The 14,371-nt window shown below is 56.0% G+C and carries 13 protein-coding genes and 3 tRNA genes; 15 read left to right on the top strand and 1 reads right to left on the bottom strand.

The genetic code is table 11. The features are described from left to right. Positions 1 to 14: 14 nt before the first annotated feature. The 4 genes from orn (at position 15) to ACOTXF_RS09080 (ending at position 1,056) form a co-directional block, all read left to right on the top strand. On the top strand, positions 15 to 560 hold the full coding sequence (gene orn / locus ACOTXF_RS09095; RefSeq protein ID WP_232926831.1) for an oligoribonuclease: 546 nt from the start codon (positions 15 to 17) through the stop codon (positions 558 to 560). Positions 561 to 756: 196 nt separating this feature from the next. After that, a tRNA-Gly gene (locus tag ACOTXF_RS09090) sits at positions 757 to 832 on the top strand. Between the two features lie 36 nt (positions 833 to 868). Then, positions 869 to 944, top strand: a tRNA-Gly gene (locus tag ACOTXF_RS09085). 36 nt (positions 945 to 980) lie between these two features. Continuing rightward, positions 981 to 1,056, top strand: a tRNA-Gly gene (locus ACOTXF_RS09080). 270 nt (positions 1,057 to 1,326) lie between these two features. On the opposite strand, the gene queG is transcribed toward ACOTXF_RS09080, so the two are convergent. Continuing rightward, the gene (gene queG / locus ACOTXF_RS09075; RefSeq protein ID WP_048962922.1) at positions 1,327 to 2,466 is read right to left on the bottom strand and encodes a tRNA epoxyqueuosine(34) reductase QueG; all 1,140 of its coding nucleotides are present in this window, start codon (positions 2,464 to 2,466) and stop codon (positions 1,327 to 1,329) included. On the opposite strand from queG, the gene nnr reads away from it, so the two are divergent. From nnr to ACOTXF_RS09020, 11 genes are all read left to right on the top strand, one after another. Continuing rightward, a complete protein-coding gene (gene nnr, locus ACOTXF_RS09070) occupies positions 2,465 to 3,988 on the top strand; it encodes a bifunctional ADP-dependent NAD(P)H-hydrate dehydratase/NAD(P)H-hydrate epimerase (RefSeq protein WP_232926830.1) in 1,524 nt (507 codons plus the stop codon). The two genes, queG and nnr, sit on opposite strands and share 2 nt — an antisense overlap. After that, positions 3,981 to 4,442: a tRNA (adenosine(37)-N6)-threonylcarbamoyltransferase complex ATPase subunit type 1 TsaE gene (tsaE, locus tag ACOTXF_RS09065; protein WP_008502923.1), complete on the top strand. Its 462-nt coding sequence runs from the start codon at positions 3,981 to 3,983 to the stop codon at positions 4,440 to 4,442. The genes nnr and tsaE overlap by 8 nt, the downstream gene beginning before the upstream one ends. Before the next feature lie 16 nt (positions 4,443 to 4,458). Continuing rightward, complete coding sequence (gene amiB / locus ACOTXF_RS09060; RefSeq protein WP_232926829.1) at positions 4,459 to 5,799, top strand: N-acetylmuramoyl-L-alanine amidase AmiB; 1,341 nt, start codon at positions 4,459 to 4,461, stop codon at positions 5,797 to 5,799. A gap of 9 nt (positions 5,800 to 5,808) precedes the next feature. Beyond that, the gene (gene mutL / locus ACOTXF_RS09055; protein WP_316937118.1) at positions 5,809 to 7,653 is read left to right on the top strand and encodes a DNA mismatch repair endonuclease MutL; all 1,845 of its coding nucleotides are present in this window, start codon (positions 5,809 to 5,811) and stop codon (positions 7,651 to 7,653) included. After that, positions 7,646 to 8,596, top strand: a complete 951-nt coding sequence (gene miaA, locus ACOTXF_RS09050; RefSeq protein WP_047073328.1) for a tRNA (adenosine(37)-N6)-dimethylallyltransferase MiaA — start codon at positions 7,646 to 7,648, stop codon at positions 8,594 to 8,596. The genes mutL and miaA overlap by 8 nt, the downstream gene beginning before the upstream one ends. An 85-nt stretch (positions 8,597 to 8,681) precedes the next feature. Continuing rightward, on the top strand, positions 8,682 to 8,993 hold the full coding sequence (hfq, locus tag ACOTXF_RS09045) for an RNA chaperone Hfq (RefSeq protein ID WP_047744928.1): 312 nt from the start codon (positions 8,682 to 8,684) through the stop codon (positions 8,991 to 8,993). Between the two features lie 74 nt (positions 8,994 to 9,067). After that, positions 9,068 to 10,348 (top strand): ribosome rescue GTPase HflX, encoded by a 1,281-nt coding sequence (hflX, locus tag ACOTXF_RS09040; RefSeq protein ID WP_047744927.1) that lies wholly within the window; start codon positions 9,068 to 9,070, stop codon positions 10,346 to 10,348. A gap of 56 nt (positions 10,349 to 10,404) precedes the next feature. After that, positions 10,405 to 11,664: an FtsH protease activity modulator HflK gene (hflK, locus tag ACOTXF_RS09035; protein ID WP_032675814.1), complete on the top strand. Its 1,260-nt coding sequence runs from the start codon at positions 10,405 to 10,407 to the stop codon at positions 11,662 to 11,664. Between the two features lie 2 nt (positions 11,665 to 11,666). After that, the gene (gene hflC / locus ACOTXF_RS09030; protein WP_008502916.1) at positions 11,667 to 12,671 is read left to right on the top strand and encodes a protease modulator HflC; all 1,005 of its coding nucleotides are present in this window, start codon (positions 11,667 to 11,669) and stop codon (positions 12,669 to 12,671) included. A 71-nt stretch (positions 12,672 to 12,742) separates the two neighbouring features. After that, positions 12,743 to 12,940 (top strand): DUF2065 domain-containing protein, encoded by a 198-nt coding sequence (locus tag ACOTXF_RS09025; protein ID WP_003855996.1) that lies wholly within the window; start codon positions 12,743 to 12,745, stop codon positions 12,938 to 12,940. 104 nt (positions 12,941 to 13,044) lie between these two features. Next, entirely contained in the window at positions 13,045 to 14,343 is a 1,299-nt protein-coding gene (locus ACOTXF_RS09020) for an adenylosuccinate synthase (protein ID WP_006178975.1), read from the top strand. Positions 14,344 to 14,371 lie beyond the last annotated feature (28 nt).

The raw sequence follows: 14,371 nt of genomic DNA, 5'->3' as shown, positions 1-14,371 counted from the left end.
GGGTGGAAAATAACATGAGCGCGGATGAAAACAACCTGATTTGGATCGATCTCGAAATGACCGGGCTGGATCCCGAGCGCGATCGCATTATTGAAATTGCGACCCTGGTGACGGACGCCAACCTGAATATCCTGGCGGAAGGGCCTACGATTGCGGTGCATCAGTCTGATGACCAGCTGGCGTTGATGGACGAGTGGAACGTGCGTACCCACACCGGCAGTGGCCTGGTGGAGCGCGTGAAGGCGAGCACCATGGGTGACCGTAAGGCGGAGCTGGCGACGCTTGAGTTCCTGAAACAGTGGGTTCCGGCGGGCAAATCACCTATTTGTGGGAATAGCATCGGCCAGGATCGTCGTTTCCTGTTTAAGTACATGCCGGAGCTGGAGTCTTACTTCCACTACCGCTATCTGGATGTCAGCACGCTGAAAGAGCTGGCGCGTCGCTGGAAGCCTGAAATCCTCGACGGCTTTAAAAAGCAGGGGACGCACCAGGCGATGGACGATATCCGAGAGTCCGTGGCGGAGCTTTCTTACTACCGCGAAAACTTTATTAAGCTGTGATTTTGAGATCCGGCGCCTTGCGTGGCCGGGTTTTTGTCGTTAAATTGTGCAGCTTGCCGATTAAATAAGCATTTGAACTGAATTTCGAAAAAATCGCTTTAAGGGGGGTTGCAGCTAAAAGGATTTCTCGTATAATGCGCCTCCCGTAACGACAGAGAATTACACGTTACGACAGCAACAAAAGCAGTGCAGATTTGCGGGAATAGCTCAGTTGGTAGAGCACGACCTTGCCAAGGTCGGGGTCGCGAGTTCGAGTCTCGTTTCCCGCTCCAAAATTTGAAAGTGCTTTCACAGCACAGACTGCCCAAGCGGGAATAGCTCAGTTGGTAGAGCACGACCTTGCCAAGGTCGGGGTCGCGAGTTCGAGTCTCGTTTCCCGCTCCAAAATTTGAAAGTGCTTCCACAGCACGGACCACCCAAGCGGGAATAGCTCAGTTGGTAGAGCACGACCTTGCCAAGGTCGGGGTCGCGAGTTCGAGTCTCGTTTCCCGCTCCAAATTCTTCTTCATCTCTAAAATATCCACAGCGAAAAGAATCGCTGGGGACGTTTTCTGTTTTCTCTGAAATACTCTTGTGAACAGAGTTATCCACAGAAACTGCGCTTAACCGAAACAGGGTTAAAACTTAGTAGGGTGAATAATATCTTCATAAGATACTGTATTTACTTAATAAAATTTGATTTCAAAATGTTATTGAGATCACTTGAACTCTTCTCCAGCCCTGATGGCGCTTGAGTTTGTAATTTTATTCACAGGCTGTGAATAGTTCAGGCATCCCGCGGAAGCCCTTTTTCAATCACCCTCACCAGACGCTGTTTCTTCGGTAGCTGCACCTCGACCACACAGGCATTACGTTTCTCAACTTGCTGCGCAATCGCCCATTCTATGTGTTCATCAAGAAGTGGGTGCTCACCTCTACGGCTTTCAAGCGCCCGAATATTCGCTTCATCCCACGGGGCATTCCCCAGCGCGACGGCCACATTTCGCAGCCAGCGCAGATGGCCGATACGGCGGATGGCCGAACCCTCCGTCACTTTCAGGAACCAGGCTTCGGTCCAGGCGAACAGTTCAGCGAGCGGCGGGGCATGGAGCGCCTTGCGCGGGCTGAAATCCTCTTCGTCGGTGAGCTGTGAATAGCGGTTCCACGGGCAGATGAGCTGGCAATCGTCGCAGCCGTAGATGCGGTTGCCGATAAGCGGTCGGAACTCCTCCGGAATGGCGCCTTCCAGTTCGATCGTGAGGTAGGAGATACAGCGGCGCGCATCAACGGTGTAAGGCTCAACGATGGCGCCGGTGGGGCAGATGGTCATACAGGCCACGCAGCGGCCACAGCCTTCATCTACCGGGCCGTCTACCGGCAGCGGTAAATCAATCAGCAGTTCACCGAGGAAGAAGAACGATCCGGCGTCGCGGCTAAGAATAAGTGAGTGCTTACCTGTCCAGCCAAGCCCGGCTTTTTCGGCGATCGGACGCTCAAGAATAGGCGCGGAATCGACAAAGGGTCTAAAATTCAGCGAAACACAGTGCTGCTGAATAGTTTCCCCGAGTTTTTTTAAACGGTTACGCAGAAGCTTATGGTAATCACGACCGAGGGCGTACCGGCTAACGTAACCCAGCGAGGGGTCTTTGAGCGTGCGCGCAAAGGCCGCGTTGGCGGGCAGGTAGTTCATGCGCACGCTGATGACGCGTAATGTGCCCGGCAAAAGCTCGTGTGGACGGGCGCGCATCATGCCATGACGTGCCATCCACTCCATTTCGCCGTGGTATTGTTTGTCCAGCCAGGCCTGCAGTTTGGGCTCGCTGGCGGAGAGGTCGGTATCGGTAATGCCTACCTTCTGGAAGCCAAGCTCAGCACCCCACTGTTTGATTTTTTGCGCTAATTCATTGAGAACGAGGGGCTGTGACATGACGGACCATACGGTGAAGAAAAACCCCGCAAGTATACCACATTCCATCTGGCATGCGGATGACCTCCGGCGCGCCGAAAAAGAGGCTGCAGACAGCCTCGGGATTACCCTGTATGAACTGATGCTCCGCGCGGGTGAGGCAGCGTTTGACGTTGCCCGTAGCGCCTGGCCGCAGGACGCCCACTGGCTGATTCTGTGCGGGCACGGCAACAACGGCGGTGACGGCTACGTCGTCGCCCGTCTCGCGGTCGCTGCGGGTATCCGCGTGACCTTGCTGGCTCTCGAAAGTGATAAACCGCTGCCGGAAGATGCCAGCGCGGCGCGGGAGGCATGGCTGAACGCCGGCGGTGTGATTCATGCGCCTGATATCGTCTGGCCAGAGGATGTTGATCTGATTGTTGACGGGCTGCTGGGCACCGGGCTGCGCAGCGCGCCGCGCGAAAACGTTGCCGCACTCATTGAACACGCTAACAGACATTCCGCGCCGGTAGTCGCCCTGGATATTCCCTCTGGCCTGATTGCACAAACCGGCGCGACGCCGGGGGCGGTGATTCAGGCGGCACATACGGTGACCTTTATTGCCCTCAAGCCGGGGCTACTGACCGGCAAAGCGCGGGACGTCGTTGGCGTGTTGCACCACAGTGCGCTGGGGCTGGAGAGCTGGCTGGCCGGGCAGGAAACGCACCTCGCGCGTTATGATGCGTCGCAGCTTGCAGCGTGGCTCCCGCCGCGACGACCAACGTCACATAAGGGCGATCACGGCAGGCTGGTGATTGTGGGCGGTGACCACGGTACGGCGGGTGCGATTGGCATGACCGGTGAAGCGGCTCTGCGCAGCGGCGCCGGATTAGTGCGAGTGCTCACTCGCATTGAGAATATTGCGCCGATCGTCACGGCCCGACCGGAGCTGATGGTCCATGAGCTTACGCTCCAGACGCTGGAGGAAAGCCTCGAATGGGCGGACGTGGTGGTGATCGGTCCCGGGCTTGGGCAGCAGACGTGGGGTAAACAGGCTCTGCAAAAGGTCGAGAATTTTCGCAAACCGATGCTGTGGGATGCCGACGCGCTTAACCTTCTGGCAATAAACCCGGATAAGCGTCACAATCGCATTCTGACGCCACACCCCGGCGAAGCCGCGCGGCTGCTTAACTGCAGCGTGGCAGAAATTGAAAGCGATCGCTTACTTTCTGCTCAGCGTCTGGTAAAACGTTACGGAGGTGTTGCCGTTTTAAAAGGGGCGGGAACCGTTGTCGCCTGTGACGAGACGCAGGGCATTATTGATGCCGGAAATGCGGGCATGGCGAGCGGCGGCATGGGCGATGTGCTTTCCGGTATTATTGGCGCATTGCTTGGACAGAAACTTCCCCTTTATGATGCAGCCTGTGCGGGCTGCGTGGCCCACGGCGTTGCGGCAGATAAACTGGCTACGCGTTACGGTACGCGCGGTATGCTGGCCACCGATCTCTTTTGCACGCTGCGGCGTGTAGTTAACCCGGATGTGATTGACGTAGAAAATGACTAATCGAGCGATTCCTTTACCTGATGAACAAGCCACTTTAGATCTCGGCAAGCGCGTGGCGCAGGCCTGTCAGGGGGCAACCGTCATTTATCTGTATGGTGATTTAGGGGCGGGTAAAACCACCTTCAGCCGGGGTTTTTTGCAGGCGTTAGGGCATAACGGGAATGTGAAAAGCCCAACCTACACGCTGGTAGAACCGTACACCCTTGAAAATCTCATGGTGTACCACTTCGATTTATACCGCCTTGCGGATCCTGAGGAGCTGGAATTTATGGGGATCCGTGATTATTTTGCCAACGACGCCATTTGCCTGGTGGAGTGGCCGCAACAAGGTGCGGGTGTGCTGCCTGACCCGGATGTCGAAATTCACTTAGATTACCAGGCTCAAGGGCGTGAGGCACGCATCAGTGCTGTTTCCTCATCAGGCAGTTCCTTACTGGCGCGTCTGGCCGGTTAAGCGTAGGGATGACGGGATGATAAATCGCGTTAAAGGTTGGTTGTTGGCTGCCACCGTGCTGCTGTGCGCGCAGGCCGGGGCGGCAAATCTTTCAGATATTCAGGTATCGAACGGCGAAAGCCAGGCCCGGATCACGTTCAGCTTTATGGGCGATCCTGAGTATGCGTTTTCACAGCCAGACAGCCACAGCGTGGCGCTGGATATCAAGCAGACAGGCGTGATCCAGGGACTCCCGCTGCAGTTCAGCGGCAACAACCTGGTGAAAAGTATCCGTTCGGGTACGCCGCAGGATAGCCAGTCGTTACGCCTGGTGGTCGATCTGACCGAAAAGGGCAAAACGAAGGCGGTGAAGCAGCAAAACGGGGCGAACTATACGGTGGTCTTTACCATCAATGCCGATGTCCCGCCACCGCCTCCACCGCCGCCTGTCGTTGCCAAACGCGTGGAAGAACCGGTGTATACGCCGCGTCCTGCTGAACCTGCGCGTAATCCATTTAAATCACAGAACGATCGCATCACTACGGCAACCAGCAGCAATACGGTGACCCGTCCGGCGGTGAGTACGCGCCGTGCTGCGACCAGCGGTGACAAAGTGATTATCGCCATTGATGCAGGTCACGGTGGACAGGACCCGGGTGCGATTGGCCCGGGTGGGACGCAAGAGAAAAATGTCACCATCGCCATTGCCCGTAAGCTGCGTGCACTGCTCAACGACGACCCTACGTTCAAAGGCGTGTTGACCCGCGACGGGGATTACTTCATTTCGGTAATGGGGCGTTCGGACGTCGCGCGCAAGCAGAATGCGAATTTCCTGGTTTCCATCCACGCAGATGCTGCGCCTAACCGTAACGCGACCGGTGCCTCGGTATGGGTACTCTCGAACCGTCGCGCCAACAGCGAAATGGCCAACTGGCTGGAAGAGCATGAGAAGCAGTCTGAACTGCTAGGCGGCGCGGGCGATGTGCTGGCAAACAGCCAGTCAGACCCGTACCTGAGCCAGGCGGTGCTGGATTTACAATTCGGTCATTCTCAGCGCGTCGGGTATGATGTGGCCACTAACGTATTGAACCAGCTGCAAAGCATTGGTGTGCTGCATAAGCGTCGTCCTGAACATGCCAGCCTCGGCGTTCTGCGCTCGCCAGATATCCCATCCATCCTTGTAGAGACGGGCTTTATCAGTAACAACGGTGAAGAGCGTCTGCTGGGAAGCGACAGCTATCAGCAGCAAATTGCCGAAGCGATTTATAACGGTCTGCGTAAATACTTTGATGCCCATCCGCTGCAGTCTGCGCCACAGAGCGGCGCTGCCCAGACGGCCAGCGCAGCGCTACCGGGTGAGATGACCGCGACCAACTAAGGAGAATTCATGCCGATTCAGGTTCTGCCGCCGCAGCTTGCGAACCAAATCGCCGCCGGTGAGGTGGTGGAACGTCCCGCGTCGGTCGTGAAGGAGCTGGTGGAAAACAGCCTCGATGCGGGCGCGACCCGCATCGATATTGATATCGAGCGCGGCGGCGCGAAGCTTATCCGCATTCGCGACAACGGCTGCGGCATTAAAAAAGAGGAGCTGGCGCTGGCGCTGGCCCGTCACGCCACCAGTAAAATTGCTTCTCTGGATGACCTGGAAGCGATTATTAGCCTCGGCTTTCGCGGTGAAGCGCTGGCCAGTATCAGCTCGGTTTCGCGCTTAACGCTGACCTCCCGTACCGCCGAACAGCAGGAAGCCTGGCAGGCTTACGCCGAAGGGCGCGATATGGATGTGACGGTCAAACCCGCGGCGCACCCTGTCGGCACGACGCTTGAAGTATTAGATCTCTTCTACAACACTCCCGCCCGACGCAAGTTCATGCGTACCGAGAAGACCGAATTCGGACACATCGACGAGATCATCCGCCGTATCGCGCTGGCGCGTTTCGATGTCACCATCAACCTCAGCCACAACGGCAAGGTGATGCGCCAGTATCGCGCGGTGGCAGAAGGTGGACAGAAAGAGCGTCGGCTGGGCGCCATTTGCGGGACCCCGTTTCTGGAACAGGCGCTGGCCATTGAGTGGCAGCACGGCGATCTGGCGCTGCGCGGCTGGGTAGCCGATCCGAACGCGAGCAGCGCTGCGTTTGCGGAGATCCAGTATTGCTACGTCAACGGCCGCATGATGCGCGACCGTCTCATCAATCACGCCATTCGCCAGGCCTGCGAAGACAAGCTCGGGGCCGATCAGCAGCCTGCTTTCGTGCTTTATCTGGACATCGACCCGCATCAGGTGGATGTGAACGTCCATCCTGCCAAGCATGAAGTGCGGTTCCACCAGTCGCGACTGGTGCATGATTTTATCTATCAGGGCGTGCTGAGCGTGCTGCAGCAGCAGGGTGAAACGCCGTTGCCGCTGGAGCACGCAGAACCTGCGCCACGCCCAATTCCTGAAAACCGTGTCGCTGCGGGCCGCAACCATTTTGCGGAGCCCGCCGTTGCGCGTGAACCGGAAGCGCCGCGCTTTTCCTCCGCAGGGGCCGCACCGCGTCCAACGGGTGCCAACTACCCGAATGCCCAGCCTGGCTATCAAAAGCAGCAGGGCGCGTTGTACCGCAAACTGCTGGAGACGCCAGCCGTAGAGCGTAAAGAACCCATTCCGGCACCTCAGCCTTCTCTGGACGGCCATAGCCAGAGTTTTGGCCGGGTGCTGACGATTATCGCGCCGGATATGGCACTGCTGGAACGTGACGGCAAATTGATGCTTCTGGCACTGCCGGTTGCCGAACGCTGGCTTAAACAGGTGCAGCTCACGCCGGGCGAAAATGCCGCCTGTGCGCAGCCGCTGTTAATTCCGGTTCGCCTGAAAATATCCCCTGATGAAACAAGGGTATTGCAGCGTGCCGAAGCACAGCTGGCGCAAATGGGTATTGAAATTGTGCTCGAACCACAACATGTGACAATTCGTGCAGTGCCTTTACCCTTACGCCAACAAAATTTACAAAACTTGATTCCTGAACTGATAGGCTACCTGGCGCAGCAAACATCGTTTGATGCCGCTAACACCGCGCAGTGGATCGCCCGCCATCTGGCCAGCGAACACGCGCCGTGGAGCATTGCACAGGCCATCAGCGTGCTGGCGGAGGTTGAACGCCTCTGTCCGCATCTGGTGAAAGCGCCGCCGGGTGGGTTATTACAACCTGTTGATTTAAAAACGGCGATGAACGCCCTGAAACATGATTGACGTAAGTAAGGCGAGCCTGCCTAAGGCAATTTTTTTAATGGGCCCAACGGCCTCCGGCAAAACGGCGCTCGCCATTGAGTTGCGTAAAGTTTTGCCGGTAGAGTTGATTAGCGTCGACTCCGCCCTCATCTACCGAGGGATGGACATCGGCACGGCGAAGCCTGACGCAGAAGAACTGCGCGCGGCACCGCACCGTTTGCTGGATATCCTCGACCCAGCTCAGGCTTACTCCGCAGCGGATTTTCGCCGGGATGCCTTAGCCGAGATGGCCGAGATAACGGCGGCGGGGCGTATACCGCTGTTGGTTGGCGGAACCATGCTCTACTTCAAGGCGCTGCTGGAGGGGTTATCACCTCTGCCATCCGCGGACCCGGAAGTAAGAGCGAAAATTGAGCAGCAGGCGGCAGAGCAGGGATGGGACGTTTTGCATCAGCAACTGGCGGAGATTGACCCGGTTGCCGCAGCGCGGATCCATCCAAATGATCCGCAAAGGCTTTCCCGGGCACTGGAAGTTTTTTTCATTTCGGGTAAAACTTTAACGGAACTGACGCAAACGTCAGGAGACGCTCTGCCGTATCAGGTGCATCAGTTCGCCATCGCCCCGGCGAGCCGTGAACTGCTCCATCAGCGAATTGAGCAGCGTTTTCATCAGATGTTAGCTTCAGATTTTGAAGCAGAAGTGCGGGCGTTATTTGCCCGTGGAGATTTGCATACGGACATGCCTTCCATTCGTTGTGTGGGATACCGCCAGATGTGGTCGTATCTTGAAGGTGAGATTTCATACGATGAAATGGTTTATCGAGGTGTTTGCGCCACGAGACAGTTAGCGAAGCGCCAGATCACCTGGTTGCGCGGTTGGGAAGGTGTTCACTGGTTAGACAGTGAAAAACCACAACAGGCGTTAAACGACGTGATTGAGGTTGTTGGTGATATCGCTCACTGAATGTGTACAATTGAGACGTATCGTGCGCAATTTTTCAGAATCGCAAGGTTCTAAGTACAAAACAAGCATATAAGGAAAAGATAGAATGGCTAAGGGGCAATCTTTACAAGATCCGTTCCTGAACGCATTGCGTCGGGAACGTGTTCCAGTTTCTATTTATTTGGTGAATGGTATTAAGCTGCAAGGTCAGATTGAGTCTTTCGATCAGTTCGTGATTCTGTTGAAAAACACGGTCAGTCAGATGGTCTACAAGCACGCTATTTCTACTGTTGTTCCGTCCCGTCCGGTATCTCATCACAGCAATAACGCTGGCGGCGGCACAGGTAGTAACTACCATCATGGCAGCAACGCGCAGGGTTCTTCAACGCCAGCGCAGGGCAGCGACGAGACCGAATAAGGTTTCGCACTGTTATCCTCACGGGGAGCCAGGGATCCTGCGTTCCCCGCTGATCTTTTTAGAGAGGTTTACGCTTGTTTGACCGTTATGATGCCGGTGAGCAGGCGGTGCTGGTACACATCTATTTTTCGCAAGACAAAGATATGGAAGACCTCCAGGAGTTTGAATCTCTGGTCTCTTCCGCCGGTGTCGAAGCAATGCAGGTGATTACCGGTAGCCGTAAAGCGCCGCACCCAAAGTATTTTGTTGGTGAAGGTAAAGCAGTCGAAATTGCGGATGCCGTAAAAGCAACCGGCGCGTCAGTCGTGTTGTTTGATCATGCGCTGTCTCCAGCCCAGGAGCGCAACCTGGAAGCTCTCTGCGAATGCCGTGTTATCGATCGCACGGGATTGATTTTAGACATTTTTGCTCAGCGTGCACGTACCCACGAAGGGAAACTGCAGGTTGAGCTGGCGCAGCTGCGCCATCTGGCAACGCGTCTGGTGCGTGGCTGGACCCACCTTGAAAGACAAAAAGGCGGGATTGGTTTGCGCGGCCCGGGTGAAACCCAGCTCGAAACCGACCGTCGTTTGCTGCGTGGCCGAATTACCCAGATCCTCTCGCGTCTGGAAAGGGTCGAGAAACAGCGTGAGCAGGGGCGTCGGGCACGCACCAAAGCCGACATCCCGACGGTGTCGCTGGTGGGGTATACCAACGCCGGTAAATCCACCCTGTTTAACCAGATAACCGAGGCCCAGGTTTATGCCGCAGACCAGCTGTTTGCGACCCTGGACCCGACGCTGCGCCGTATTGACGTTGCAGACGTCGGTGAAACGGTGCTGGCGGATACCGTAGGGTTTATCCGTCACCTGCCGCATGACCTGGTGGCGGCGTTCAAGGCCACCTTGCAGGAGACGCGACAGGCGACCCTGCTGCTGCACGTGATTGATGCGGCAGACGTGCGCGTGCAGGAGAACATCGACGCGGTGAACGTGGTGCTCGAAGAGATCGACGCCCACGAAATCCCAACGCTGTTGGTGATGAACAAGATCGATATGCTGGAGGATTTCGAACCGCGTATCGACAGAGATGAAGAGAACAAACCGATTCGGGTCTGGCTTTCTGCCCAGACCGGTCTTGGTGTGCCACTGCTTTTCCAGGCTTTGACAGAACGTCTTTCCGGTGAGGTAGCTCAGCACACGCTGCGACTGCCGCCACAGGAAGGCAGGCTGCGCAGCCGGTTTTATCAGCTTCAGGCGATAGAAAAAGAGTGGATGGAGGATGACGGCAGCGTGGGGATGCAGGTGCGTATGCCGATCGTTGACTGGCGTCGCCTCTGTAAACAAGAACCTGCGCTGGTCGACTATATCGTCTGATCAGAAAGGGGATGCCTGAATAATTCGCCCTTGCATAACAAATATGGAGCATATACATGGCGTGGAATCAGCCCGGTAATAACGGACAGGACCGCGACCCGTGGGGAAGCAGCAATAATCAAGGCGGCAACTCTGGGGGAAATGGCAACAAAGGTGGTCGCGAGCAGGGGCCGCCGGATCTGGATGATATCTTCCGCAAGCTGAGCAAGAAGCTTGGTGGTCTTGGCGGAGGTAAAGGTTCTGGCTCAGGTGGAAATTCCACCCAGGGGCCGCGCCCGCAAATGGGTGGCCGCGTAGTCGGTATTGTTGCCGCTGCAGTGGTAATCATCTGGGCTGCTACCGGGTTCTACACCATTAAAGAAGCGGAGCGCGGTGTCGTTACGCGTTTTGGTAAGTTCAGCCATCTGGTTGAGCCGGGCCTGAACTGGAAACCGACCTTCATTGACGACGTGACCGCGGTCAACGTGGAATCGGTTCGTGAACTGGCGGCGTCTGGTGTGATGCTGACGTCTGATGAAAACGTGGTGCGCGTTGAGATGAACGTGCAGTACCGCGTGACCGATCCTGAGCGTTATCTGTTTAGCGTGACCAGCGCCGATGACAGTCTGCGCCAGGCGACCGACAGCGCCCTGCGCGGGGTGATCGGTAAATACACCATGGACCGTATCCTGACCGAAGGTCGTACCGTTATCCGTAGCGATACCCAGCGTGAGCTGGAAGAGACCATTCGTCCATACAACATGGGGATTACCCTGCTGGACGTCAACTTCCAGGCCGCTCGTCCGCCGGAAGAGGTGAAAGCGGCCTTTGACGATGCGATTGCTGCACGTGAAAACGAACAGCAGTACATCCGTGAAGCAGAAGCCTACACCAACGAAGTTCAGCCACGTGCTAACGGTCAGGCGCAGCGTATTCTGGAAGAAGCGCGTGCGTATAAGACGCAGACCATCCTGGAAGCACAGGGTGAGGTCGCTCGCTTCGCGAAGATCCTGCCGGAATATAAAGCGGCGCCGGAAATTACCCGTGAGCGTCTCTATATTGAGACCATGGAAAAAGTGCTGAGCCACACCCGCAAAGTGTTGGTTAACGACAGTAAAGGCGGAAACCTGATGGTGCTGCCGCTGGATCAGATGCTGAAAGGCAGTTCTGCATCGGCAGCAAAAGACAACAGCGGTGCGAACAACCTGCTGCGTCTGCCACCTGCGTCATCCGGTAGCACAAGCGCAACAACCACGTCTTCTTCGAGCGATGGTGACATTATGGACCAACGCCGTGCTAACGCGCAGCGTAACGACTACCAGCGTCAGGGGGAATAAGGATGCGTAAGTCAGTTATTGCGATCATTGTCATCGTACTGGTCGTGCTTTATACCTCGATCTTTGTGGTGAAAGAGGGCGAGCGTGGGATCAAGTTCCAGTTCAGCAGCGTCGTGCGTGATGGCGACAAACGCCCGGTGATCTACGAACCGGGCCTGCACTTCAAGGTGCCGTTCATTCAGTCAGTGAAAACGCTTGATGCGCGTATCCAGACCATGGATAACCAGGCCGACCGTTTCGTGACCAAAGAGAAGAAAGACCTGATCGTTGATTCCTATATCAAATGGCGCATCAGCGATTTCAGCCGTTACTTCCTGGCAACGGGCGGCGGTGACGTTTCTCAGGCAGAAGTGCTGCTGAAACGTAAGTTCTCTGACCGTCTGCGTTCTGAGATTGGTCGTCTGGATGTGAAAGACATCGTGACCGACTCCCGTGGCCGTCTGACCCTGGAAGTTCGCGATGCGCTGAACTCCGGCACAGCGGGCACTGAAGATGAAGTTTCAACGCCTGCAGCAGATGATGCGATTGCCAAAGCGGCTGAACGCGTTCAGGCTGAAACCAACGGTAAAGTGCCGGTGATCAACCCGAACAGTATGGCTGCGCTGGGTATTGAAGTGGTAGACGTGCGTATCAAGCAGATCAACCTGCCGGTGGAAGTGTCCGAGGCGATTTACAACCGTATGCGCGCCGAGCGTGAAGCGGTCGCCCGTCGTCACCGTTCACAGGGCCAGGAAGAGGCGGAGAAGCTGCGTGCTGCTGCGGACTACGAAGTGGCCAAAACGCTGGCGGAATCTGAGCGTCAGGGCCGTATCCTGCGCGGTGAAGGTGATGCCGAGGCGGCGAAGCTGTTTGCCGATGCCTTCAGTCAGGATCCTGACTTCTATGCCTTTATCCGTAGCCTGCGTGCTTACGAGAATAGCTTCCAGAGCAACCAGGATGTGATGGTGCTCAGCCCGGACAGCGATTTCTTCCGTTATATGAAGACGCCGACTAACGCAACACGATAAACTCAGACTCGTTTGAGTATTCAAACCACCGCTCCCCACGGAGCGGTGGTTTTCTTTTATAAGGAACAAACATGAATTCAACGATCTGGCTCGCGCTGGCCCTGGTCCTGGTGCTGGAAGGTCTGGGACCGATGCTCTATCCACGCGCCTGGCGTCGAATGATCGCCACCATGAGCCAACTGCCGGATAATATTTTACGTCGTTTTGGCGGCGGTCTTGTGGTTGCAGGCATCGTGATCTACTACATGTTGAGGAAAACGATTGGCTGATCAAAAAGTGGTCGGATTTGGGATATTCTGAGGTCAAAAAGTGCTGTATATCTGAAAAAGCGATGGTAGAATCCATTTTTAAGCAAACGGTGATTTTGAAAAAAATGGGTAACAACGTCGTCGTACTGGGCACCCAATGGGGTGACGAAGGTAAAGGGAAGATTGTTGATCTTCTGACTGAACGGGCTAAATATGTTGTGCGCTACCAGGGCGGTCACAACGCAGGCCATACTCTCGTAATCAACGGTGAAAAAACCGTCCTCCATCTTATTCCATCAGGCATTCTTCGCGAAAACGTCACCAGCATCATCGGTAACGGCGTTGTGCTGTCTCCAGCGGCGCTGATGAAAGAGATGAAAGGTCTGGAAGACCGTGGTATCCCTGTTCGTGAGCGTCTGCTGCTCTCCGAAGCCTGCCCGCTGATCCTGGACTATCACGTGGCGCTGGACGTTGCGCGTGAAAAAGCGCGTGGCGCGAAAGCGATCGGCACCACCGGTCGTGGTATCGGTCCGGCTTACGAAGATAAAGTTGCACGTCGCGGTCTGCGCGTGGGTGACCTCTTCGACAAAGCAACCTTCGCTGAAAAACTGAAAGAAGTGATGGAATATCACAACTTCCAGCTGGTGAACTTCTACAAAGCTGACGCTGTTGACTACCAGAAAGTGCTGGATGACGTCATGGCGATTGCAGACATTCTGACCGGTATGGTTGTTGATGTGTCCGATCTGCTGGACCAGGCGCGCAAGCGTGGCGATTTCGTCATGTTCGAAGGTGCGCAGGGTACGCTGCTGGACATCGACCACGGTACCTATCCGTACGTTACTTCTTCTAACACCACCGCGGGTGGCGTGGCGACCGGCTCTGGCCTGGGTCCACGTTATGTGGATTACGTTCTGGGCATCATCAAAGCGTACTCTACTCGCGTAGGTGCGGGTCCATTCCCGACCGAACTGTTTGATGAAACCGGCGAGTTCCTGTGCAAGCAGGGTAACGAGTTTGGCGCGACCACCGGTCGTCGTCGTCGTACCGGCTGGCTGGATGCGGTTGCCGTGCGTCGTGCAGTGCAGATCAACTCCCTGTCTGGCTTCTGCCTGACCAAGCTGGACGTGCTGGACGGCCTGAAAGAAGTGAAAATCTGCGTAGGCTACCGTATGCCAGATGGCCGCGAAGTGACCACCACGCCGCTGGCTGCTGACGACTGGGAAGGCATTGAGCCAATCTACGAAACCATGCCGGGCTGGTCTGAGACCACTTTCGGTGTGAAAGAGCGTAGCGGCCTGCCGCAGGCGGCGCTGGATTACATCAAGCGTATTGAAGAACTGACCGAAGTGCCGATCGATATTATTTCTACCGGCCCGGATCGTACTGAAACGATGATCCTGCGCGACCCGTTCGACGCATAATCTTCGTGACTGCTGGCCTGCGGGGAGA

Origin of the sequence: Enterobacter cloacae complex sp. IR53041, from assembly GCF_049238285.1 — a bacterium.
GTDB classification, from domain to species: domain Bacteria; phylum Pseudomonadota; class Gammaproteobacteria; order Enterobacterales; family Enterobacteriaceae; genus Enterobacter; species Enterobacter roggenkampii.
This window is presented reverse-complemented; position numbering and strand designations above follow the sequence as displayed.

Excerpts from the sequence above, each read along its gene's own strand:
- orn (WP_232926831.1), top strand. The coding sequence starts at position 15 with ATGAGCGCGGATGAAAACAACCTGATTTGGATCGATCTCGAAATGACC.
- nnr (WP_232926830.1), top strand. The coding sequence starts at position 2,465 with ATGACGGACCATACGGTGAAGAAAAACCCCGCAAGTATACCACATTCC.
- queG (WP_048962922.1), bottom strand. The coding sequence starts at position 2,466 with ATGTCACAGCCCCTCGTTCTCAATGAATTAGCGCAAAAAATCAAACAG.
- tsaE (WP_008502923.1), top strand. The coding sequence starts at position 3,981 with ATGACTAATCGAGCGATTCCTTTACCTGATGAACAAGCCACTTTAGAT.
- amiB (WP_232926829.1), top strand. The coding sequence starts at position 4,459 with ATGATAAATCGCGTTAAAGGTTGGTTGTTGGCTGCCACCGTGCTGCTG.
- mutL (WP_316937118.1), top strand. The coding sequence starts at position 5,809 with ATGCCGATTCAGGTTCTGCCGCCGCAGCTTGCGAACCAAATCGCCGCC.
- miaA (WP_047073328.1), top strand. The coding sequence starts at position 7,646 with ATGATTGACGTAAGTAAGGCGAGCCTGCCTAAGGCAATTTTTTTAATG.
- hfq (WP_047744928.1), top strand. The coding sequence starts at position 8,682 with ATGGCTAAGGGGCAATCTTTACAAGATCCGTTCCTGAACGCATTGCGT.
- hflK (WP_032675814.1), top strand. The coding sequence starts at position 10,405 with ATGGCGTGGAATCAGCCCGGTAATAACGGACAGGACCGCGACCCGTGG.
- hflC (WP_008502916.1), top strand. The coding sequence starts at position 11,667 with ATGCGTAAGTCAGTTATTGCGATCATTGTCATCGTACTGGTCGTGCTT.
- ACOTXF_RS09025 (WP_003855996.1), top strand. The coding sequence starts at position 12,743 with ATGAATTCAACGATCTGGCTCGCGCTGGCCCTGGTCCTGGTGCTGGAA.
- ACOTXF_RS09020 (WP_006178975.1), top strand. The coding sequence starts at position 13,045 with ATGGGTAACAACGTCGTCGTACTGGGCACCCAATGGGGTGACGAAGGT.